Source organism: Vibrio campbellii CAIM 519 = NBRC 15631 = ATCC 25920 (genome assembly GCF_002163755.1).
Lineage (GTDB): Bacteria > Pseudomonadota > Gammaproteobacteria > Enterobacterales > Vibrionaceae > Vibrio > Vibrio campbellii.
Window position 1 is genome coordinate 384,694 of sequence record NZ_CP015864.1, and the last position, 23,413, is coordinate 408,106.

Below are 23,413 nucleotides of genomic sequence, written 5' to 3' on the forward strand. Positions count from 1 at the left end.
TCAATTCTAGGAGTTGTTATGGATATCGTTAGCGCAGTTCTTTACGTGGCGGGTGCACTACTGATCGGTCTTGGTGCAGCGGGTGCCGCAGCAGGTATCGGTAACCTTGCAGGTAAATACCTTGAAGGTGTGGCTCGTCAACCTGATCTGACCCCAATGCTTCGTACTCAGTTCTTCATCATGATGGGTCTTGTGGACGCGGTGCCAATGATCGGTGTAGGTATCGGCTTGTACATCATCTTCGCTGTAGCGTAATTCGAATTAATAATTTTCATAACGTTATAGAAGAGAGGGTGCTATGAACTTAAATGCCTCAATGTTTGGTCAGGCGATCTCCTTCGTGATTTTCGTTTGGCTGTGCATGAAATATGTCTGGCCACCACTTGTAAAACTGCTTGATGAGCGTCGTGCTGAAATTGCCCAAGGTCTTGAGCAAACAGAAAAAGCAGCACAAGAGTTAGAACTAGCAAAAGCGAATGGTGACGCGCTGCTGACAGAAGCTCGCTCAAAAGCTCAAGCCATCATTAACCAAGGTAAGCAACGTCAAGAACAGATGGTAGCGGAAGCGGTTGATCTGGCAAATCAAGAGAAAGCGCGCATTGTCGCAGAAGGCAAAGCAGAAGTGGAAAGCGAACGCAGCAAAGTTCGCCAAGAGCTGAAAGATGAAATGGCGGACCTGGTGATTGAAAGTGCCAGCAAGCTGATTAATCGCAATCTGGATAGCTCGGCTAACCGCGACTTGGTGAACCGCTTCATCAACGAAATGTAGGAGGGCACATGTCCGAATTGACAGTGGTAGCTCAACCCTACGCAAAAGCGGCGTTTGATTACGCACGCGACGCAGAATGCTTGGACGATTGGCAACAAATGTTTGCGATTACCCAAGTGGTCTTGGAACAACCTAACACGCTTCTGGTCTTGAATGATCTTGATGAAGACGGTTCTGAACAACCATTGTTGGATCTGATTCTTCATGCTGGCGGTGAATGGTTGAATCAAAACTTCGAGAATTTTCTTCGCATTATGCAAGAGAACAAGCGCTTAAAAGCGCTCAGTGAAGTAAACGTTCAGTTCCAAGAGATGAAAGCGGATTACGAACGAACCATGATAGTAACAGTGCGTGCTTCAGAACCTCTGGATGAGGAACAGATGGCAAGGCTTAAACAAGCGTTAACCGAAAAATACGGTAAAGCCATCACACTAGAAACACAACTGGATCCATCCCTTGTAGGTGGTGTGGTGATCACAGCAGGGCAGACCGTGTATGACGGCAGTGTCCTCACCAACCTAAGCCGATTGGCGACTAACCTACATGTGTAACGGGGTATAGAAATGCAATTAAATTCAAATGAAATCAGTGAATTAATCAGAGAGCGAATTGTTAACTTCAACCTCGAAAGTGAAGCGAGAAATGAAGGTACTATCGTCTCTGTGAGTGACGGCATCATCACAATTCACGGTCTTGCAGATGTTATGCAAGGCGAGATGCTAGAACTGCCAAATAATCGCTTCGCGTTGGCACTGAACTTAGAGCGTCATTCCGTCGGCGCGGTTGTGATGGGTCCATATGCGGACTTGTCAGAAGGGATGAAAGTAAAAGGCACCGGTCGTATTCTTGAAGTGCCAGTCGGCAACGGTTTGCTAGGTCGCGTAGTGAACACGCTAGGTCAACCAATCGATGGTAAAGGCGCAGTGTCATTCGATCGTATGGACCCTGTTGAGGTGATTGCCCCTGGTGTTATCGACCGTAAGTCTGTCGATCAGCCAATCCAAACCGGTTACAAAGCGGTAGACTCCATGGTGCCAATCGGTCGTGGTCAACGTGAGTTGATCATCGGTGACCGTCAGACAGGTAAAACCGCGATGGCGATTGATGCCATCATCAACCAAAAAGAACTGGGCGTTAAATGTATTTACGTCGCAATTGGTCAAAAAGCATCGACCATTGCCAACGTGGTTCGCAAACTAGAAGAGCACGGCGCACTAGAAAACACCATTGTTGTGGTTGCGTCAGCATCAGAAGCGGCAGCTCTGCAATACCTCGCGCCATACGCAGGTTGTACCATGGGCGAATACTTCCGTGACCGTGGTGAAGATGCGCTGATTGTTTATGATGACCTATCAAAACAAGCGGTGGCTTACCGTCAAATCTCACTACTGCTAAAACGTCCACCAGGTCGTGAAGCCTTCCCTGGTGATGTTTTCTACCTCCACTCACGCCTTCTAGAACGTGCTGCACGTGTTAACGAAGAATACGTAGAGCGATTCACTAACGGTGAAGTGAAAGGCAAAACAGGTTCTCTAACCGCATTGCCAATCATCGAAACCCAAGCGGGTGACGTATCGGCGTTCGTACCAACCAACGTAATCTCGATTACCGATGGTCAAATCTTCCTACAAACTCAGCTATTCAACTCAGGCTTACGTCCAGCGGTTGACCCAGGTATTTCGGTATCTCGTGTAGGTGGTGCAGCGCAAACCAAAGTGATCAAGAAACTGTCGGGTGGTATTCGTACCGCGTTGGCGCAATACCGTGAATTGGCCGCATTTGCTCAGTTCTCTTCTGACCTCGATGAAGCGACTCGTCGTCAGCTTGACCACGGTGAGAAAGTAACGGAACTCATGAAGCAGAAGCAGTACGCACCAATGACGGTTGCTGAGCAAGCACTGGCGGTCTTTGCAGCAGAGAAGGGCTACCTCACTGATGTGGCACTAAACCAAATCTCTCGTTTTGAAGAAGAGTTGATGGCATTTGGTCGTACAAACGCGCAGCCGCTACTGGACAAGATCAACCAATCCGGTGATTACAACGACGAGATCGAGAGTGAGCTACACAGCTTGCTGAAAGAGTTCACTGCGCTGCAATCGTAGGACCACTAACAGGAGTCCGTTATGGCAAATACCAAAGAGATTCGCACCAAAATTGCTAGCGTGAGTAGCACGCAAAAGATTACGAGTGCGATGCAAATGGTCGCCGCCAGCAAGATGCGCAAAGTGCAGGAGAACATGCAGGCGTCCCGTCCTTACGCAGAGAACATGCGTAAGGTTATCGGTCACGTCTCGTCCGGTACGCTGGAGTACAGTCATCCTTTCCTTCAAGAACGCGAAGTGAAGCGAGTGGCTTACATCATCATCTCATCCGATCGAGGTTTGTGTGGTGGCCTGAACAGTAATTTGTTCAAAAAAGTATTGGCAGAAATGCAGGACTGGCAAGAGAAGGGCGTTGAAGTAGATACGACGCTCATTGGTTCGAAAGCAATCAGCTTTTTCCAGTCCCTCGGGAAAGTAATGGCACAGACTTCTGGGCTTGGTGATGCACCAAAATTGGAAGATATGTTGGGTGCGGTTAACGCCATGATGGAGCACTACTCCGAAGGCAAAATTGACCGCTTGTTCCTTGTTTACAACCAGTTTGTAAACACCATGGTGCAAAAACCAACGGTATTGCAGATGCTGCCGTTTCCGAAAGAAGACATTTCACGTGATAAAGAGGCTCGTTGGGATTACCTCTACGAGCAGTCTCCTCAAGACATTCTCAACCACCTGATTCAACGCTACGTGGAATCACTGGTTTATCAGGGTGTGGTTGAGAGTATCGCTTGTGAACAAGCCGCGCGGATGATGGCAATGTCTGCCGCGACTGATAACGCAGCGCAACTGATTGAAGACCTACAGCTAGTTTACAACAAAGCGCGTCAAGCGGCGATTACTCAAGAGTTGAGTGAAATTGTATCCGGCGCACAAGCGGTTTAGAGAGAGAATTTGAGGTTTAAATTATGAGTATTGGCAAAATCGTCAAAGTCATCGGTGCTGTGGTCGACGTCGAGTTCGAACAAGGCAAAGGCCCGAAAGTTTACGATGCACTGAAAATCAACGATGGCAGCGATGGCTCACTGATGCTGGAAGTTCAGCAACAGTTGGGCGGCGGTGTGGTTCGCTGTATCGCAATGGGTTCTTCAGATGGTCTTAAACGTGGCTTAGAAGTGGAATCTACGGGTCACCCGATCACGGTTCCAGTTGGTGAAGAAACCCTAGGTCGTATCATGAACGTGTTGGGTCATCCAATCGATGAATGTGGTCCAATCGGTGAGCAAGTGTCTTACGAGATCCACCGTGATGCACCAAGCTACGAAGAGCAATCTAATAGCACCGCGCTACTAGAGACGGGCGTTAAAGTCATTGACTTGATTTGTCCGTTTGCGAAGGGCGGTAAGATCGGTCTGTTCGGTGGTGCGGGTGTAGGTAAGACGGTAAACATGATGGAGCTTATCAATAACATTGCTAAAGCTCACTCAGGTTTGTCGGTATTTACCGGTGTAGGTGAACGTACTCGTGAGGGTAACGACTTCTACTACGAAATGAAGGAAGCGGGCGTTCTCGACAAAGTAGCCATGGTTTACGGTCAGATGAACGAGCCACCGGGTAACCGTCTACGTGTTGCGTTAACAGGCTTGACCATCGCAGAACGTTTCCGTGATGAAGGTCGTGACGTACTGTTGTTCGTGGATAACATTTACCGTTACACATTGGCAGGTACTGAGGTGTCGGCATTGCTTGGTCGTATGCCATCTGCGGTAGGTTACCAACCAACACTGGCAGAAGAGATGGGTGTGCTTCAAGAGCGTATCACGTCGACTAAGAATGGTTCTATCACGTCTATCCAAGCGGTTTACGTACCAGCGGATGACTTGACCGACCCATCGCCAGCAACTACTTTTGCGCACTTGGATGCGACGGTCGTTCTGTCTCGTAACATCGCTGCTTTGGGTCTGTACCCAGCGATTGACCCATTGGATTCAACATCCCGTCAGCTTGATCCTCAAGTGGTTGGTCAAGAGCATTACGATGTAGCGCGTAAAGTTCAGCAAACGCTACAACGTTACAAAGAGCTAAAAGACATCATTGCCATCCTAGGTATGGATGAACTGTCTGAAGAAGATAAGCGCTTGGTATCTCGTGCTCGTAAAGTTGAACGTTTCCTAACTCAGCCTTACCACGTAGCTGAAGTGTTTACGGGTCAACCGGGTGTATTCGTTCCGCTAAAAGACACCATTGCAGGCTTTAAAGCGTTGCTTGATGGTCAGTACGACGACATCCCAGAGCAGGCATTTATGTACTGCGGCAACATCGACGAAGTGCTTGAAAAAGCGAAAAAACTGTAAAGCGCGGGAGGCAATATGGCCATAGCGGTTTCACAAAATACGTTTCAACTGAATGTGGTAAGTGCAGAGGGCACACTTTACTCAGGTCCAGCGCACGCTATCGCGGTAGCAGGTGCTGATGGTGAGTTAGGTATTCGTCCTGGTCACTCACCGCTGATCAGTAAAATCAAGCCGGGTGTTGCTCGTATTACCGGTGACTTGTCGAAGCCTGAAGAGATTCTGTATGTCTCTGGTGGTTTGGTCGAAGTCCAACCCGATGTGGTTACTGTGCTAGCGGATACTGCGCTACACGGCAAAGACATCGACAAGGCAAGGGCAGAAGAAGCTCGCAGAGCGGCGGAAGAAAACATTCGCGCGCATGTGGACGACATCAGCTTTGCACAGGCACACATGGAGTTGAACAAAGCATTGGCGCAACTTCGTGCAGTAGAACTAACGATGAGAATTCGTTAGTCACTTTTTCGGAATGCGGTCTGAAGAGTGGTAATCAACGGGGCAACTTCGGTTCGCCCCGTTTTATTTTTAGTGAAAATCATAAAGGGATTGATTTGTTTGGGGAGGCCAAACGTAAGAGCTTTGCAAACACTTTTATATAGCGAGGAAAGCATGCTGGCGTTAGAATCCATCACCCAAGTTTTGAATAACGAGTATCAGATCCAAATGAGCCAACAATTTATGCTTCGTGCGTTGGAAGTGTCACGCAACGCGCTGCCTGCTTGTCAACCAAACCCACCTGTTGGTTGCGTGCTTGTCAAAGACGGTGAAATCGTATCAGAGGGGCACACACAGGCGATTGGTGGTAATCATGCAGAAGTTGAAGCTCTTAAGGCTTACAAGGGCGATCTAAGTGACGTAACCGCGTATGTAACACTAGAGCCGTGTTCGTTTGTTGGACGTACACCTGCTTGCGCTAAAACCCTAGTGATTTGCGGCATCAAAAAAGTGGTGGTTGCCATGTTAGATCCTGACCCGCGTAACGCTGGTCGTGGTATTGATATCCTAAAAGAAGGTGGCGTAGAAGTTGAAATTGGTTTGTGCGGTGAAGAGGCGAGTGCGTTCCTGTCGCCTTACTTAGGAAAGTCGTAACCTTACGTTGGTTAGGTTTCTCTAAAGCCTCGAAATCCCGAAGAGCGACATGGATATCATGCCGCTCCCAGAAGTAGTTCGTCTAATTTATTATTGACCAATTTGTCTTAGCTGTGTGTTGCGAGATAGAGCACCATGAAAGGTGCGATCAAGCCAAGTGATGCCGCCATGCTGAAATAGATTAAAAATGCCTTCTTCATAATGAACTCCTCAGATTGCTAGATTTCTTTCGTAGCGACCAACGATATAAGCGACATATCCAACTTTGAATACACCTGCAAAGATGATCGTCCCGATGTGTGCGATGGCTTGTTGAATGATCGAGAAGTGATTTGCGTAAGGAAAACTGATCAATATTGTTGTGCTCATTACTGCCAACGATATAACCATTACGATCCCACCAAGCATTGATACAGTTTTAAACTCCATAATCACACCTATTAACATGTATTTTATATGCATGTTAATGTTTGAGGAAAAATTGTCAATAAAAAGATGAAGATCTAAAGCTAGGAGGTTTGTTTAGTGACAGGAAATGGCGTCCTTTTAAGGCATAGTGATATGCCTTAAAGGGACGCTAACGTAGACTATGATTCATCGAGAATCATATTTAAAAATCGAAATGAAAGATTGGTGGAGAAGAAAACCAAGCTGCAAAACGAAGATGATTTTGCCTCTCCTATTATCAGATTGCTGTTACATAACAGACTGAGAACGGCACATCGAGGCGATTGAACTCCTTGATCCAACGCCATTGGTTATCTTGGAGTTTATCGCCTGGACCTTTCACTTCGATCCATTCAAACTTCCCATCTTTAAAAGCAATCAAGTCCGGCATACCGTTACGATAGAGTTTTAGGTCGCTTAATTGCACGTTAAACAGGTCGACCAACAGGGCATTAGGGATGTGTTCAAATGCTAGGGAAATCAGCTCTTCGTTCACATACGCCCAACTGACGAAGGGATTACTTACCCCAACTTTATCTCTGTATGTATCAATCAACGCTTGTGTATTCCCTTGTTGAACTTGCTCAAGCGCATTGTCGATAAGCTGCTTTCTTTTATCGGCAAAATCGGCGTGATACAAATCCAATGGTCGATGTTGATAAGCATTGATGAATGCGCCTTCTATCGGTGCAAAAATCGCATCCCACAAGGTCAATCCTAACAAGCTGTTGAGTAGGGTATTCTCGGAATAGAAAACGGTCCAACCTAAACTTTCGAAATGCGCTTTGGTTGCCAACTCCACACGTTGCTGGGATAGATCCAATTCGATGTGGTATTCGCTGCATTTTGGTTTGGTAGCTCTCTGGACTTTCAAGCCTTGTTTACGTTTAACGCGTTGTTCGAGCTTCTGTGCTACCTCAAACTCAGAGACATCGATAGGGTCAACGAGCATGTCCGTGACAATGTCACTAAATAAATCGTTTTGTTCCAGCTTGTCGTAGATGCGAGCACGACGTTCTCGGCTTGGGGGTAGTGCGGTTGTCTCAAACAAGGCAATTGCGATCTCAAGCTCGTTTATGCGCTCGTAATCACGGGCAATGTCGTTAATCAGGTGCTCGCGCTTACGGTCGACGTAGCGATGTTCAACCTGTCCTGGCATTGCTTCGATAAGAATATCGAGGTTCGCTTTTTGTTTTCTGTCGCATTGCCAATAAAGGTTGGAGAGTTGGCTGAGTTCAATAAGGCGATCGATTTGCTCTCTACTCTCGAAGAATCGACGCGCTTTACTTAATTGGTATTGTTCGAATTGGTGTAAGCCTAAGTCATCAAGCACGAACTGACTGAGGTCTTGATGGGTATTCGCAAAAAACAGCGTCAGCAAAACATCAATCATGTGTGCGGAGTTAAGCTTAATCACCGTGAAATCCAGAGCCTCAAATAGCTCGAAACGCTCTTCACTCAGGCATGCCACTAACGCCTCTTTCTTGAGGGATTTAGGATGCTCAGGATAGAGCGTGACGATCTCTGGCTTGGTCAGTAGATTCGCTGCTAATTCTTGCGTTGTTAGGTCTGGGGAGAGCGAGACAAAATCATGAGCTGCCAATTCATCCAAAGCCGCCTGGATGTTCTCGATTTCTTGATAGCTGAGTTTGTCGCTGCGAAACCAACACCCTTTACGGCTGTAAAGACGTACGAGAAGGCATTGTGCGGGTTTGTTTAAGCTACCAAGCGCGGACAGCCATTGGTGTTCATCTTTGGTAAGTAAGTCGCTGTACCATTCGGTAGCGTGCTGAGTGAGTTTAAAGAAGTTATCGAGATAGTAATCTGGCGCGAGTTCGACGGTGTTTTCCATAACCAACTAATAATAAAAAAGGCTTAACCCATAGGTTAAGCCTTTTTCGAATCAATTTCTGCAGATCTATTAGATAAATAGACCTGAACTGGCGATTAAGCGTTTTTCAGTTGCGCTACTTTCGCTTCAGTCAGTGGCTTAGTGATGAACGCTAGTACGATACATACCGCCATCATTGCCGCTGAGATAGTGTAAGCAAGCGTGTAACCGTCACCGTTAGTCATTGAGAAACCAACAACAGCAGCACCGATTGCACCACCGATACCCCATGCCGTGTAAAGCACGCCGTAGTTAGTACCGTAGTTCTTCAGACCGTAGAATTCAGCCGTTAGAGTAGGGAATACAGCTAGAAGCGTACCGTAACCTATTGCTGCGATTGCTGTACCGATGATTAGCGTGAACTCAGTTTTGAATGTTGCGAACAGAACCATGTTGATGCCCTGTAGAACGAACGCTAGAAGAAGAGTACGTACGCCACCGATCTTGTCTGCAAGCATACCAGCTGCTACACGACCGCCTGAGTTAAATACCGCAAGGATAGACGCTAGGTAAACCGCGTTTGGTAGGTTCGCTTGAACGCTTGCGATAGTTGTGATGTTACCGATGATCATAAGACCAACAGAAGCTGCGAACGCGTACATGATCCATAGAGAGTAGAACTGTGGCGTTTTAAGCATTGCTTTCCAAGTTAGGTCGTCAGACTTCTTCACAACCTTAGGTGCTTGACCTTCTTTTACTTTAGGTTCAGCTGGCGTGTAATCCGCTGGTGGGTTGTTGATTGTTGCTGCTAGAGGAACAGCGATAGCAAGGATACCAACACCAAGAACTAGGAAGCTCGTTTGGATGCCCATGCTGTCGATCAGCGCAGAAGTCACAGGAGCTAGGTAGATAGCTGCTAGACCGAAACCTGCTGCGATGATCCCGTTAACCATACCTTTCTTAGATGAGTGGAACCACTTCATTGCTGAAGGAGAAAGACACGCGTAACCAAAACCGATACCTGCACCAGTTATCACACCGAAAGTGATGTTCAGCATTAGTGGTGAGTTAACAAAACCAGACGCGATCATGCCTAGACCTGTTAGAACAGTACCTAGGATAAGGATCAAACGTGGACCCATACGGTCTTGAAGAATACCTGCAACAAGAAGACAGATAGAGAAAGTAATAGTTGCAGTCGCGTAAGGTGCAGATGCTTCTGCTGCGCTCCAGCCTGACTCAGTCACTAGTGCTTTGTTGAATACACTCCAAGCATACAGGATGCCAAGACAAAGGTTGATACAGAATCCTGCTAGCAGGATGCGCATAGCTTTATCAATCTTGCTCATTTTTGTTCTCAGTAATACCTCTTGGCGGATAGCAAAGAGGGGTCGGTTTAAAGATAGGTTTTAATCAAAATAAGTTTGCGTTTTTCAACGTATAACGTAATGAGCGCGGATTATAACCAATAAATGTGTGATTGGAATCTCTTTTTACCCCTATAACTAAAAATAATTTGAAACATTAAAAATTTTTGTAATGAGATGGTTTTATATATGAAGGAAATGTTGATCTAACGTAAAGAGTCGTTGATTTGGTAGTGAGATCCTAAGTGAAACGAGATGGATAGCGTGAAGTTAAGTGTTTGGCTCACAGTTTAAGCAAAAAGTTTCAAAATATTTTAGTGTTAATGTTCTGTAACAAAAGTGGCCAAAATAGAGACTGTTTTCTGTAAGTGCAGGATATAAAGGGTTTATAAATTAGAGAATGTTAACCACTTGTAATAACTTGATTTCAAGGAGGAGGGCGGACATAAAGTGAGCAAAAAATGTGCTTGTAATTGCTAAATAGATAAGCAAAATAGGGCGCAAAATGAGTTTTCATTAATGAAAGGATGCTTTTCTCTACTCGTAGTGAGGTGACTTATGAAATTGTTCCTATTACTTATGGCTTCTGTTTCTGCAGGTGTCGCATCAGCAGATCACATCCATTCATTCATGCTAGGTCTTTCTATTGCATCGCTTGCAGTTGGTAGCTGTTACTTCTTCGCATTCCGTAGTTCGCGTTTTCCAGAGTTCGCATTGTTCTTACTGATCTGTGGCATGTTGTCTAAATTGATGATTACAGTGATCGGTGTAATGTGGGGTATGTCAGCAGAGCTGATTACTTCTCCTATTGTGTTTGCTTTGTCTTACTTGTTCTTCTCACTATCTGTGACCTACTTGTGGTTCAGTTATCGTCAAAGCATCACTAAGATTCCAGAGCGCTTTAAAGCTGCTTAATCAGCGTCACTTATAGCCGAATACAAAAACGCCAGCGATCATCGCTGGCGTTTTACTTTCTGTGTTTACAGCGTCACTGTAAGCGGCGGTTCTGGAACTTCCAAGAAACACATTGCGTATTCAATGCGGAGTATTAAGAGAGGGGATAGGTGACGATAAGGTGTATTGAATGGATAAAAAAGCTCGACATAGAAGCCGAGCCTTTATTGATTAGCGCGATGTAACCGTAGTTTATGCCGTCATTGGTACAAGCACCATAGTACCGATGATCACAGTAATCAGACCTGCAAGAACTGGCACTGATGTACGTTTTACTACTTCAAACGGACTGATGTTTGCCATACCAGAAGTCGCAACGATTACGCCAGATACTGGCGAGATAGTACGGCCTAGGTTAGAAGCTTGTAGCATTGGGATGATTAGGAACGCAGGATTTAATCCCATCTTCGCAGCCAGTGAAGGAGCAAGCTCTACGAACGCATAGAATGGAGCGTTACCAGAACCTGTTGCAATCGCAGCGGCAACAGTTAGGCCAGTTAGGATAAGCATTAGTGCAACACCGCCAGCACCTGCATTGTCTGCAAGATGAAGTAGATTATCGATAGCACCAATTGACATTAAACCTTGTGCGAAAACACCCGCCGCAACCAACAGCATTACTACGCCTTTAAACGCATCTGCCATGCCCGCATAACAAGAATCAAGATCTTCAAGCGACTTCTTACCGTCAAATTTGTTCACCACATAGTGAATTACTGCACCCAAGAAGATAGAACCTACAACGATCGTGTAGATGTCTAGAGTCAGGCCAGGAATCGTGCGACCGTTGAATAGGAATACGCCGATGATTGGTAGAAAAGGAAGAACAGCATAGAACGCTGGTGCATCTGCTTTGATCTCAGATAAGTCAATCTTTTCCATTGGCGTGTTGTCTTTCTTATCTAGGTATTTATTCCAGAAGAAAGCCGCTGCAGCCATTACGATGATTGCACAGATAGAAACAGGTAGTACGGTTTGAACCGCGAACACGTCAAGTGCGAGGCCTGATTTTTCTGCCGCGATAACCACGTCACCAGAAGTTGGCGAAAGGATGATTGCCGCAGGTGAAGCACATACTGCTGCCGCAGCAGGTCGAGAGATACCCATTGCCGTCATCATTGGGAATAGAGTAGCCATCAATAGCACGCCTAGACCTGTTGCTGAACTCACTGCAAGAGACATCAAACATGCCACGATGTAAGCCGCTACCAAAAGGACGTATGGAGACTTGATGACAGAAAGCGGTTTAGAGAACTGTTTTACTACTACATTGTTTGCGCCGATGTGGGTCATGTAAGACGCGAAGCCACAAAGTAGCATGATTTGCATACCAAGGCCGCCGCCACGGTATTGAAGCATGTATTTTACGTACTCTAGTGCATCCGTCACCATATTACCCGTTGAGGTTACTTTTGATGGCAGAACGTCATGGCCAAGGATGCCAGTCATTAGAAGCAAACTAATACCCGCGGTTAATAACACGCCAGCGGCTTTGTAGCCTTTGACAATGAAATAACCCACAGCAATGGTCACTACCAAGCCAATTAAGAGCTCTAACATAGGGTTGTCTCCATATATTATGAAAAAAGAAAGAAACTGTTTTAGTTTATGTCTGGGAATTTACAGAATTCTTTCCTGTGCCACGAGACTAAATTAGAGCTAGCATGATCTAAAACAAATAATAGGTTAATAAATAATTGCCTTGTATTATATTGTTTAAATTACGTTTTTTAGGTGTTATGTACTGGTTTTATGAATTTTAATGAAACGAAAATATGAACAATTTATCGAATAAAAATCGTACGAAATGATTAAAAAGTGGGAAAGGTGATACTTAGAGCTAGATCACGTTAAAGGGGTTTGATTGTACAAAAAAGCTCCAAATGATCGGAGCTTTTGTTTTGAGGTCGTTATTTCAACGTCGTTATATTGAAGCGCAGATTAGGCGTAGCGACGTACTAAAAGGTTCCAACTGCGTTGTTGACGCTCAAATTCTTCTTTAATTTGTTGGTACTTCAACTTTGATACCGAGCGCTCGTATTTTTTCACTACTGTCGCTGTTTTCTCTCCGAGCACTTCTTTGCGCACTTCGTAGTATTCCTGCATATGATGGACTAGAGCATCAAACTCTTGCTGGAGCTGGTCTCTGATTGATTGGCTGTTCGGTTTGCTCTCAAGTTTCTCTTTCGCTTTTTTCAATAACTGAGTTGCACGCGCTTTCTCGATACGAAACGTCGATGTCGTGCGAAGCTTCGTTGTTAAGCCCAACCAAGAACAAGATTTGATCAGCCATTTGGTTGGATCGTAGTGCCACCAGTAAACACCGTTGCGGTAATCGTTTTCAAAGATGTGGTGGAAGTTATGGTAGCCCTCACCAAACGTAAAGAATGCCAAAATACCATTGTCACGAGCGGTGTTCTTATCAGTAAAGGTTTGTTTGCCCCAAACATGCGCCAATGAGTTGATAAAGAAAGTAGTGTGATGGCTCAAAAACAGGCGAGCAGCACCAACGATCAGGAACATTCCCCAGATATCACCATAGATAAGACCCAGTAAAAGAGGGAAGCCGATATTAGTCACAATAGCTAAAGGAACGTAATACTTGTGCTGCCATACAACGATTTTGTCTCGCTTCAAATCGCGACAGTTCGTGTACTCGTTCTCTCTTGATTTGTTGTAATCACGAAGCATCCAACCAATGTGCGAGTACCAAAAACCGCGTTTCGCTGAATACGGGTCTTTGTCGTTATCATCGACATGTTTGTGATGAACTCGATGATCTGAGGACCAATGCATCGCACTGTTTTGAAGAGAGAAGGCACCACCGATGGCAAAGATGAATCGTAAAACTGGGTGAGCTTCGTAGGTTTTGTGGCTCCATAGGCGGTGATAACCCGCGGTAATGGAGAGATTGGTAAAGCTAAAGGCGAGAATGCCCCAGATCAAATGTTCCCAACCTAATCCGTAATGGTATGCATACCAAGGCAATACAACGAAGGTCAGTATAAAACTGGCAGAAAATATCAATATATTCCGCCAGATAAGAGGCGGTTTATTATGCGTCACGGTGTGTCCCTAACTTTGAGCTAACAACTGTACGCTAGAATATCAGCGTACACGTGTAAGTCAAACTAAAGTTAGATGACTTTGTTTCGAGTTGTGACAGTTCTATCGTTAAGGGCAAGCTCGCAATAGACAGCGGTTGTCTGTGGGATATTTTGCTTTTAAACGAATAATGAGTAGTATTAATCAATGAGCTGTGGCTATAGATTTGTAAAATCTGCCAATAATATGTAGTTAATGAGGTGGAAAATGCCAAAGCTCGTTAGAGAAGCAATAAAAGAAAATAGGAATACGTAATGGAATTACGATTAGCGGAATATAAGGATTATGAACGCATCGCGCAGTTACATGCGGACAGCTGGAAGCGTCATTACCGCGGAGTGTTAAGTGATGCGTACTTGGATAGTGAAGCCATCGACGACAAGCTGTTGATATGGCAAACGCGCTTAACCAACCCGCCATTCAACCAACACATTGTTTTAGCAGAAGAGGGGGGACTTCTTCTTGGTTTCATTTGCGTGTTTGGTAATCATGACTTTGAGCGTGGTAGCTTTATTGAGGCATTACACGTTGATGATAGCTACCGCGGAAGAGGCATTGGTAAACAGTTACTTCTTGCTGTAGCAGAATGGCACCAGCAATACTTTAAGGACAGTGGTTTATACCTTGAAGTGGTCTCCCAAAACGAACCTGCGGTTGAGTTTTATCAACACATTGGTGGACAAGAATGCCAAGAGCGAAACTGGAAAACGCCAGGTGGTAATGAAGTGCTAGAGAAGGTGTTTCGTTGGTCAAGTGCGCAATCACTCGTTAATGGCATCGAAGAGAACGTGGTTTACTCATAGCCCTTGTCGTTGACTTATACCCAAGTAACCTCGAGATGCTAGGTTCAGCGAGACTGACTTGGTTTGTAGACGCGGCGGCGATTCAAAGGTTTAGTGGGTCTAAATCAAGAATCGGCAACAAAGTATACAAGCCAAGACAGCTCGCCCTTTGGGAGCGTGTCATTGACCCGATTGCTGCGTCAAACAACTTGGAAATAGCTGGCTATTACACTGCGTTGTTTTTCTTGCTCTCGAATCAATGACAACGCTCTGAATCCTGCATCTTGAAGTCACTTGGGTATACACCCTGTAGAGCCTAAAAGAGCAGCCAAGTGCTGCTCTTTGTCGTTAGAACCAATCCTAAAAGCTCAACCCCATGGCTTTTAGTTCACACTCACATTGTTCTGCTGTTCTGCGTGCTTAAATTGAATCGCCTCAATGCCTACCTTGCGTGCGCCTTCAACGTTATAGGGCATATCGTCGAGGAACACGGTTTCTTTCGCTAAAAGTTGATGGGTTTCTAATAGGCTCTGATAAATCTCTGGTTGAGGCTTCAACAAGCCAAGTTCTGCAGATACTGTTGTGCCTTCAAATAACGGCCAAAAGTCATACGTAGCTTTTAGATATTCAACGATCTCTACTACATTGTCAGTCAGAGCGAACACACGATATCCTGCTGATTTTATGCGCTTTAGAAGGTCCACACTGCCATAAATCAGAAGTTGGGTATGCTTCACGTAGTAAAAGAAACGCTCTGCTTCGCTCTCAGACAACTGTTTTTCGAGTTGATACCGCTGTTTGGCTTGTGTTTCTGTAATCAGCCCTTTGTTCAAATCCAACCAAATCGCACTCGTGAAAAGATCTTTCGCTAACGCCTCGGCATCGACATCATTTCCAAAGGTCAGTCTCACGATTTCGATTGGTGACCACCTTACGAGTACGTTACCTACATCGAATACGACATTTTTAATTTCTACTGGTTGCATAGGTGTCCTTGTTTGATAAGTTGAATAGGGAAGTGAGCACTGTGCTGGTGTTTGTATGTTGCATGGCATTCATGTACATGACGTTGCGCCACTTCTCAGTTTCTGATTAATTAACAATCAAAGTTACCCGGAGATTCTTTTTGTGAATATAAAACTCTGAATTTAAAAGAGGAGTGTCGCGAAATATTTGATTAATGTCTCACTGCTTATGTGCGATAACTAATATATAATTGAAAGACAAATACAAAGAAAACAATGCTAAACATAAAATTAGTAAGTGCTAGGCTCAGTAGATAAAGTAAATATGGACGCGATTCGCAAAGTATATCAGTACGCAGAACCCAACCTTAGCCTCGTAGGATGGATGGGCTTCATAGGCTTTCCTATTTACTACATCGTTTGGGAGTTCATGTTCCCGCAGCCATACGAAAACCTACCGCTTCGTATTCTTTGCTCAATATTATTCTTCGGCATCATTTATCGTAATCGTACGCCATTTGAGTGGCGTGGATTTTTACCCGCCTATTATCAAGTGGTCACAACGCTCTGCTTACCTTGCTTCTTCTTTTACATGTTGCTGATGAACAATTGGTCGAATGTTTGGGTGATGTCGTTTATGTCGGCGATTTTTTTGCACATACTGCTCGTGCATATCACATCGGTGATGTTTGTTCAGACATTTGTGGGAATTGGTCTTGCGACGTTTTTTGCTTGGGTAGCACAGGGGTTTCACCTCGAACTCACCATGGATTGGACGCACGTACCGATCTTCTTGTTTATTTATCTCTTTGGTAACTTGTTCTACTTCCGAAACCAGGTAGAGCATGAAGCAAAAGTCTCAATCGCAAAGTCTTTTGGGGCGGGTATCGCCCATGAAATGCGAAACCCACTCAGCGGTTTATTAACTTCTATCGATGTCATTCGATCCGTGTTGCCAAATCCGAAAGAGGGCAAGAAAGAGCAGTACACGTTAAGTGATGAAGATGTGACACTGTTACGAGAAGTCAGCAGTGACGCAATGAACATCATTCATTCCGGAAACGAAACCATTGATTTGCTTCTTACTTCAATTGATGAGAACCGTGTTTCTCGCTCGACATTTAAAAAACACTCTGCACAATCTGTCGTTGAGAGTGCGATTGAAAGTTTCAGTTACAAACGATCGACAGACCGTTTTGCTATCTCCTTGGATGTAAGAAGTGAGTTCGATTTCTTGGGCAGCGATACATTGCTTAAGTATGTGATGTACAACTTGTTCAAGAACGCCTTCCAACACCGTAGTTCAGAAGACTTCCACATACACGTCACCATGTACAGTGATGAATTTGCCAACCAAATTGTGGTGACTGATAACGGTTCGGGCATTGCACCAGAAGTTCTTCAAAGTATTTTCCAAGATTTCTACACCACGGGTAAGTCAGGAAACTATGGCCTTGGATTGCCTTTCTGTAAGAAAGTGATGCGTTCATTTGGTGGTGATATTCGTTGCCAATCAGAAGTCGGCGAGTGGTCTCAGTTCACGATGACTTTCCCTACGATTGGCTCAAGCGCAGTCAAAGAGATTAAGAGTGAGCTAACCAAGCTAAAAACGATTTTGTTTGTGAGTGAGCAAAACATCTTAGTTTCGAAAGTGACGGACATTGCTCGTTTTATGGGATTCGAACTCACGGTTCTCGATGTTCCTGCGGTTCTTAAAAAGAAAGAATACGAGTTCGAGTTTGATTTGATCCTGATCGACATGGAGAGTTTAGACGCCCTTGGCAGCCATATAGATAAGGTTGAGTCGTTACTGTCGTTCACTGAAGCTCGCATTGTTTACATGTTTGAGCACCATCCAATTCAAAGAGCGAGAAGCGTTTCTTTTGAACCTATTTGGGTAGAGACACAAGCCTGGCTTCTGAATACTCGAGCGACCATCGACCGTTTACTGTATGACGCTAATTATGTTGTTCCATCGATGCCAGCGAAGCCGCTCGATTCAACAAACAAGCGAACCATTATGGTGGTTGACGACAATGAGTCTCTACGCAAGTTTACGGCCATGCTGCTTGAGAAGCAGGGTTTTGAAGTGATCCAAACCGAGGATGGGCTGCAGGCAATCAACGCATTGAATGAGAACAATGTTGACTTAATCCTAATGGACATCGAAATGCCAGTGATGGATGGTGTAGAAGCATCTCGTCAAATCAGAGGTTCAAATAAGGCCTACGCTTCGGTACCTATTATTGCGCATACTGGTGATAGCTCACCGATAACACTCGACAAGATTGGTTCATCTGGCATGTCGGATTTCATCGTTAAACCTGCGGATAAGAACAGGTTGTTCGACAAGATTGCGAACTGGATTTAGTTCTTGCTCAATAGGGTGACGAAAACGATTAGAGCTCAGCACTATGCTGAGCTCTTTGTATTCCGGCGTTCACAAGCTTCCATTCAAATGTGCCGCTTTCGATTCGTTAGGCGAATTCTAGTTCTGGGTGGTTATACGCTTCCTGGCAAGCCGTCAAGACATGGTCAATGTCACGAGATGTCATATCAGCATTGATCGAAAATCGAATAATGTTCTTATTCTTGCCCGTTGCAGGACGACAGAATACAGCGCCAAACACGTTTCTTTCTTCTAAGAAGTCACGCACTCGTTCCGTATTTCGCTCACTACCGCATTCTAACGCCACAATTTGCGATTCGCTGCGGATATGAAAGCCAATCTGCTTTAGGCCTGTTCTGAGCTCTTTAGCGCGGTTGAACAGCATGGTTCGCTTATCATCTGCGCTTCTAATGACTTCGAGAGTCTTTTCAAGTCGAACGATCTCTTGTGGCAGGACCGTCGAACTAAAGATGGCTGGGAATGCGACAAAGGGTAGCGTTCTAGCCAACTTTTCTGGACCAAGAATCGCCCCAGCCCGATAAGCAAATGTTTTTGCCAAACTCACCGTAATGAAATCCACTTGATCAGTGAGTTCTAATGCTTTCACCAAGCCAGAACCATTTGGTCCATGGGTGCCTAATGAGTGAGACTCATCGACCACCAAGGCACAATCAAACTCACGCGCCATTTCGTAGATGTCGTGGAGTGGGGCGATCGTACCTATCGTGCTATAGACTGAATCCACAACGATAACGCCAGAGCCGTGACGCTGTATCTGCTTGCGCAAATGGTTCATGTTGTTATGCATGAATGGATGCGCTTGCGCTCCTGCCGCTCGAATCCCTTCCCACAAAGACATGTGTGCAAAGAAATCGATATAGACCGGTGTTTCTGGCGGACAAATCGTTTGTAACAAGCCAATATTGGCTGCCCATCCGGACTGGGATAATAGGCAACTGCCCATACCGACATAATCCGCGAGCTGCGTTTCAAATGCAGGTTTTGAGTCGTCATCTTGTAAGAAAATCGCAGACATGACAACGTTATCATCGTGCTCGCAGATAGCATCACGATGTGCCTGTTGAATTTGTAGATTGTGGGACAATGACAAGTAGTCGTTACTTTGCATGACCACCGCTCCTTGTTGTGGTCGCTTCCCTAATACCAAGTGCTTTTGGTTTTCGTTCTGCTCAATCAGATCTTGAATATAAAAGTCTAGGCGTTCCTCAACAAAGGAAGGAAGTGGTTTTGTTTTCGGTTTATCACTCATAATAAGTTCTCTTCGTAACACAGGAAAACGCCAGCGCTGACAGTTATATAGTTTGACCAATATGAGCTCGATGTCATTAGTCAAGTTGCATAAGTTTGCGTGCGCCTGCAAACTCCGCATTTAACGGTTGGGTGAGCTTTGTAAATCCTTACTGTTCGGGGGTCTAACTAAGATCGTGCTTAAAAAATAATCGTCAAATTACATAATAAATATTTATGAATTTGTTTGGTTTTTCCTACGAAACTTAGATGAAATGCAAATTGGAAGGTATTGAGTGGTGATCTACGTTTAGTGGTCTTCATTCCATAAGTAATGAGAAAAGCGTCGCGCTTTTGCACTGAAATGAAAAATTTAAGCACAAAAAAAGGCACGTGTAACACGTGCCTTGAGAAGGGAGATAGGAGCGCTATTATCGTTTGTTGCGAAGGTAGCGTTTACGACGTTCTTCTTTGCGTTTCGCTTTCTCTTCTTCTTTACGAGCGGTTTCGATTTCTACCTCAATTAGCTCTTGAGTAATCATCTCAGGAAGCTCTAGAGTAATCTGGCCCAAGGTGCCTTGGCGAAGTTCATGAAGAAGGATCTCTGATACTTTGTGAAGGTCTACACGACCGCCAGCACGAAGTGCACCACGACGACGACCAATCTCTTCCATGATCTCAATATCCGATTCTGGAAGCTCATCGATTTGGTAGCGCTCTTTCAACTTCTTCGGGTAGTGAGCGGCTAGGTATTCGACTGTGTAAAATGCCACTTCGTCGTATTCCATTGCCGTGTCTTTTACTGCGCCAGTTGCAGCCAGACGGAAGCCACTGTGCGGGTTTTCTACTTTTGGCCAAAGAATCCCAGGAGTATCTGAAAGTACAATGCCATTTTGAAGGTTAATGCGTTGCTGGCGACGTGTAACCGCTGGTTGGTTACCCGTCACTGCGATAGTTCGGCCCGCCAAGGCATTGATAATGGTGGATTTACCAACGTTTGGAATACCCATGATCATGGTACGAATGTTCTTGCCAATTTCTTCGCGATGCGGAGCAAGCTTACGTACTAACTCCATAATTTTTTGGACTTCTGACTGTTGAGAAGTAGTAATGGCAATCGCTTTTACGTTGTGCTCTTTCTCGAAGTGGTCAATCCAAACTTGAGTCAACTCCGGATCCGCAAGATCGCGTTTGTTAAGCACTTTTACTACTGGCTTATCGCCCTTGAGCTCCGCGATCATAGGGTTTTCACTGCTGAAAGGGATACGAGCATCAAGCACTTCGATAATGACATCTATTTGAGGGATCGCTTCTGCAATCTCTTTTTGGGCTTTATGCATGTGGCCCGGAAACCATTGAATAGACATAGAGATAAACCTTGATAAATATAGTTGCTGCACATTGTAAGGTTTCGATAGGGCGTGTAAAGCCATATCTATAAAGGGACGATAAAGGTCGCTCTTGAGTGGTCCTCTAATATGATATTAGCTCAAGCTCAGAGAGCATAGGTAAGAACTAAGATAGGTAGTTGAGAGTATCTTAACAGATTACTCGTTAAACTTAGTTTCTCTGATTTGGTTTGGTGGCTGAGCGGTGTTGGTATTGGCGTAGGTCAAACAGAATAAGCGTGGTGGTTTGTCGAACTATGGGCGTGTCGATAGCGGTTTTAATACTCAAATGATTATTAGATCACATGTGTGCATTCTCAGAGCAAGTGATACAACAGTTGTTAGGATCTGGGGAGGAACTGAAGCCGAAGGTCCTATCCTAAAGACACCGTCTCTATTTTATCACTCAAGGAACTCCTCGTTAATCTGCTCCTTAAAGCTTGAGGCTGCTTTACTTTTAATCATTCATTTTAACATGTGAACACATAAATATATTTTTACTATTAACAGGGGGGGGAGGCTTTTCTTTATATCTTTTTGATGGTTTTATCATTAAGTTTGATTGATAGTTTTATTGTTACTTTTATTATTAGCGGAGAAGCATAAAATCTCAGCGAGAATAAAAATACATGAAAATATCTAAGACTTTGCCGTTCTTATTAATGAGCGCGCTTTTGTCGAATACTTCTTTTGCACAAGACGTAAACCATTCGTCGGTTGTTCAAACGGCGTTCTATAACCAAGTGGATCCTAAGTATCATGACTCCCTATATCTATTTCAGCTGGTTCTTTCAAAGAATTGCTTAACTTATCGTGCGGAAGAAGAGGCTTGCAAAGATTATCTAAAAGAAAAATACGATTCGGTTTCTTCGGATTGGTATCAAGAGCAAGAGCCAATTAAGAAGCAATATCTTAATATAAAGCTCGAGATGATTAGTAATACTAAAATCGTTCTTGCCGACGTTCATCATGGAGATCAGGGTTATTTTAGCCCTATTATCGCAGACACCCAGTCCATTATGGACGCTCGTATTAATCCTGAATTACAGTCAATCATTCGCCGAGAGCTGAGTGAAAACAACGGTAAAACAGGGCTAGATTTTGTCGGGGCAAAACAACAATTGTTCGTTCAGTATAATAACGAAGCAAAGCGGTTTCATGATGCTGAAATTGAGCAAATAGATTTCTCTTCGCCAAAGCCAACAAAAGCAGAGAAAATCCATTATCAAGAGCTACTGTTTATACAAAAATATCTTTTAGAAAAGTTATCGATGACAACTGCGGAAAGGGAGTTAGACAAGCTTCTAAAAGATGTAATTCGAGATCTAGTTCGGTGTGCCGAGTGTACGACTACTCCGATAGTTAAAACTTGGAACAACTCTTATGTGGCGTACAAAGAAATGAGTCTTTCAGAGTTGATGTTGTTCGGGCTTGGGATGACACCGACGAGGAACGCAGAAATTCTTTATCCTGCAGAGTACTTTGAGCCAGTTGATGGAGGGATTTCTGTTATTGAGTTTTTATCTAACCTTCGTTCTTATATTATGCAAAATGAATCCACTTTATTTGTGTCAAAAGAACAGATAAATAACGATGCAAAACCAGGTGATATAGACCAAGTCTCTTGGGAGGTGATGACAAACAGTGTTGCTAATGTAAATCTAAGCTCTGATATCTGGAAAAAAGCCATGGTTCCAAATATTCGCCGGCTATTCAATTCAATGGTGAAGATAACAACAGGGCCTACAGGTGCAACTTTCGTCAATTCAGCTTCTCAGGCGATGAACAGCGCTGTTACAACGAACTTTAAGCTTGCACATATCGGCAAAACATTCAATTTAACGAGTGCGGTAAATGCGGTTGTAAAACACATTCCTAAAGTGGCCACCGGAGAGGCAGAGCGTCAATTATGTAACAGTGACGAGATTGAAGGTAGTGGTTTTACTAATGGTATTACGCTTGAAGAGTTGTGTGTCTATGTTCCGAATTTTAGGAGTCAAAATTTCCCAATTACTGTGGGCTCGTTACTTGATCAAAGTGAAGGCTCTGCGATTATTGAAGACCTGACTGGCGGCAATACTGCGATGACGACGCTTTATAAAATTCTTCCATCTGTAATTAACCCTTGGGAATGGATTTTCAATGGATTACAAGCGATAACGGGCGTGGACGTAAGAGTATATGGCCAAGATATCATGGGTTACCGTGTGACTTTAGTGCATGATAGTGGTGCTATCGTGTATCGAAATATTATGTTTGCAAAACAAGAATTAGTCCTGTCAAGAGACCAGCTATTTGATGTCGATGTTAGTCATTACACACTGAAAGTTTACAGCAACTTAAATAACAACGAAGTCGCGAGCTTCGCTCTAAGTCAAAGTATGTTTGACCGCAGATATGGTGGCGTTGTCAAAGGCAATAAATTCTATTTTGTTGAACAGATTTCTGATAACCAAATGCAACAATACGTTAACAAAACTCGTGCGATCAAAGTCTGTGGTTTGCCACCTCAGGGGCGAGATGATGAAGAGTACCTTTATGAGTGTTTAGACGATAGATTTTACCCTCGTATTATTCCTGATTACTATATGGACAACATGCGTGTCGTGCCAAAGCCGGAATAAGTATTAACCGATTGATGATAGAAAAATGCCCCGCAATATTGTGGGGCATTTTGTGTTTCGCTAAG

At 44.4% G+C, this 23,413-nt stretch carries 20 protein-coding genes; 12 read left to right on the top strand and 8 right to left on the bottom strand.

What is annotated here, in order from left to right; translation table 11 throughout:
• Positions 1-18 precede the first annotated feature (18 nt).
• The 8 genes from atpE to A8140_RS17555 all read left to right on the top strand — a co-directional run bounded on the left by atpE (position 19) and on the right by A8140_RS17555 (position 6,248).
• A complete protein-coding gene (atpE, locus tag A8140_RS17520; protein WP_004727739.1) occupies positions 19-255 on the top strand; it encodes a F0F1 ATP synthase subunit C in 237 nt (78 codons plus the stop codon).
• 43 nt (positions 256-298) lie between these two features.
• Positions 299-769, top strand: coding sequence for a F0F1 ATP synthase subunit B (locus A8140_RS17525; RefSeq protein ID WP_005533312.1), 471 nt, complete (start codon positions 299-301; stop codon positions 767-769).
• Positions 770-777: 8 nt separating this feature from the next.
• On the top strand, positions 778-1,320 hold the full coding sequence (locus tag A8140_RS17530) for a F0F1 ATP synthase subunit delta (RefSeq protein WP_005533310.1): 543 nt from the start codon (positions 778-780) through the stop codon (positions 1,318-1,320).
• Positions 1,321-1,332: 12 nt separating this feature from the next.
• On the top strand, positions 1,333-2,871 hold the full coding sequence (gene atpA, locus A8140_RS17535) for a F0F1 ATP synthase subunit alpha (protein WP_005533308.1): 1,539 nt from the start codon (positions 1,333-1,335) through the stop codon (positions 2,869-2,871).
• A gap of 21 nt (positions 2,872-2,892) precedes the next feature.
• Positions 2,893-3,753 (top strand): F0F1 ATP synthase subunit gamma, encoded by an 861-nt coding sequence (gene atpG / locus A8140_RS17540; protein WP_005431811.1) that lies wholly within the window; start codon positions 2,893-2,895, stop codon positions 3,751-3,753.
• Between the two features lie 23 nt (positions 3,754-3,776).
• Positions 3,777-5,162: a F0F1 ATP synthase subunit beta gene (gene atpD, locus A8140_RS17545; protein ID WP_005533307.1), complete on the top strand. Its 1,386-nt coding sequence runs from the start codon at positions 3,777-3,779 to the stop codon at positions 5,160-5,162.
• Positions 5,163-5,177: 15 nt separating this feature from the next.
• Positions 5,178-5,615, top strand: a complete 438-nt coding sequence (locus tag A8140_RS17550; protein ID WP_005431788.1) for a F0F1 ATP synthase subunit epsilon — start codon at positions 5,178-5,180, stop codon at positions 5,613-5,615.
• Positions 5,616-5,822: 207 nt separating this feature from the next.
• Positions 5,823-6,248 (top strand): bifunctional diaminohydroxyphosphoribosylaminopyrimidine deaminase/5-amino-6-(5-phosphoribosylamino)uracil reductase RibD, encoded by a 426-nt coding sequence (locus tag A8140_RS17555; RefSeq protein WP_005533305.1) that lies wholly within the window; start codon positions 5,823-5,825, stop codon positions 6,246-6,248.
• A gap of 210 nt (positions 6,249-6,458) precedes the next feature.
• Here the strand turns inward: A8140_RS17555 and A8140_RS17560 are convergent, their stop codons facing one another.
• The 3 genes from A8140_RS17560 to A8140_RS17570 all read right to left on the bottom strand — a co-directional run bounded on the left by A8140_RS17560 (position 6,459) and on the right by A8140_RS17570 (position 9,875).
• Positions 6,459-6,677: a hypothetical protein gene (locus A8140_RS17560; RefSeq protein ID WP_005533302.1), complete on the bottom strand. Its 219-nt coding sequence runs from the start codon at positions 6,675-6,677 to the stop codon at positions 6,459-6,461.
• A gap of 256 nt (positions 6,678-6,933) precedes the next feature.
• Positions 6,934-8,547 carry a VRR-NUC domain-containing protein gene (locus A8140_RS17565; protein ID WP_038862891.1) on the bottom strand — a complete coding sequence of 538 codons (1,614 nt, stop codon included), beginning with the start codon at positions 8,545-8,547 and terminating at the stop codon, positions 6,934-6,936.
• Between the two features lie 95 nt (positions 8,548-8,642).
• Positions 8,643-9,875: an L-lactate MFS transporter gene (locus tag A8140_RS17570; protein WP_005537087.1), complete on the bottom strand. Its 1,233-nt coding sequence runs from the start codon at positions 9,873-9,875 to the stop codon at positions 8,643-8,645.
• Between the two features lie 576 nt (positions 9,876-10,451).
• Between A8140_RS17570 and A8140_RS17575 the strand changes: the two genes are divergently transcribed.
• A complete protein-coding gene (locus A8140_RS17575; protein ID WP_005536502.1) occupies positions 10,452-10,808 on the top strand; it encodes a hypothetical protein in 357 nt (118 codons plus the stop codon).
• A gap of 231 nt (positions 10,809-11,039) precedes the next feature.
• On the opposite strand, the gene dcuC is transcribed toward A8140_RS17575, so the two are convergent.
• Together dcuC and A8140_RS17585 are read right to left on the bottom strand one after the other, a co-directional pair.
• Positions 11,040-12,407, bottom strand: coding sequence for an anaerobic C4-dicarboxylate transporter DcuC (dcuC, locus tag A8140_RS17580; protein WP_005536503.1), 1,368 nt, complete (start codon positions 12,405-12,407; stop codon positions 11,040-11,042).
• 381 nt (positions 12,408-12,788) lie between these two features.
• A complete protein-coding gene (locus A8140_RS17585) occupies positions 12,789-13,913 on the bottom strand; it encodes an acyl-CoA desaturase (RefSeq protein WP_038862894.1) in 1,125 nt (374 codons plus the stop codon).
• Between the two features lie 293 nt (positions 13,914-14,206).
• Here A8140_RS17585 and A8140_RS17590 point away from each other — a divergent pair, with 293 nt between their 5' ends.
• Positions 14,207-14,755 carry a GNAT family N-acetyltransferase gene (locus A8140_RS17590; protein WP_005426812.1) on the top strand — a complete coding sequence of 183 codons (549 nt, stop codon included), beginning with the start codon at positions 14,207-14,209 and terminating at the stop codon, positions 14,753-14,755.
• A 362-nt stretch (positions 14,756-15,117) separates the two neighbouring features.
• On the opposite strand, the gene A8140_RS17595 is transcribed toward A8140_RS17590, so the two are convergent.
• On the bottom strand, positions 15,118-15,720 hold the full coding sequence (locus tag A8140_RS17595; RefSeq protein WP_005536509.1) for an HAD family hydrolase: 603 nt from the start codon (positions 15,718-15,720) through the stop codon (positions 15,118-15,120).
• Positions 15,721-16,024: 304 nt separating this feature from the next.
• On the opposite strand from A8140_RS17595, the gene A8140_RS17600 reads away from it, so the two are divergent.
• A complete protein-coding gene (locus A8140_RS17600) occupies positions 16,025-18,070 on the top strand; it encodes an ATP-binding response regulator (RefSeq protein WP_005536511.1) in 2,046 nt (681 codons plus the stop codon).
• Positions 18,071-18,176: 106 nt separating this feature from the next.
• Here A8140_RS17600 and cqsA read toward each other — a convergent pair whose 3' ends face one another.
• Together cqsA and ylqF are read right to left on the bottom strand one after the other, a co-directional pair.
• Entirely contained in the window at positions 18,177-19,478 is a 1,302-nt protein-coding gene (gene cqsA / locus A8140_RS17605) for an alpha-hydroxyketone-type quorum-sensing autoinducer synthase (RefSeq protein ID WP_265101006.1), read from the bottom strand.
• Between the two features lie 289 nt (positions 19,479-19,767).
• On the bottom strand, positions 19,768-20,703 hold the full coding sequence (gene ylqF, locus A8140_RS17610; RefSeq protein WP_005535769.1) for a ribosome biogenesis GTPase YlqF: 936 nt from the start codon (positions 20,701-20,703) through the stop codon (positions 19,768-19,770).
• 650 nt (positions 20,704-21,353) lie between these two features.
• Between ylqF and A8140_RS17615 the strand changes: the two genes are divergently transcribed.
• Positions 21,354-23,348 carry a hypothetical protein gene (locus A8140_RS17615; RefSeq protein WP_227740700.1) on the top strand — a complete coding sequence of 665 codons (1,995 nt, stop codon included), beginning with the start codon at positions 21,354-21,356 and terminating at the stop codon, positions 23,346-23,348.
• Positions 23,349-23,413: the final 65 nt, after the last annotated feature.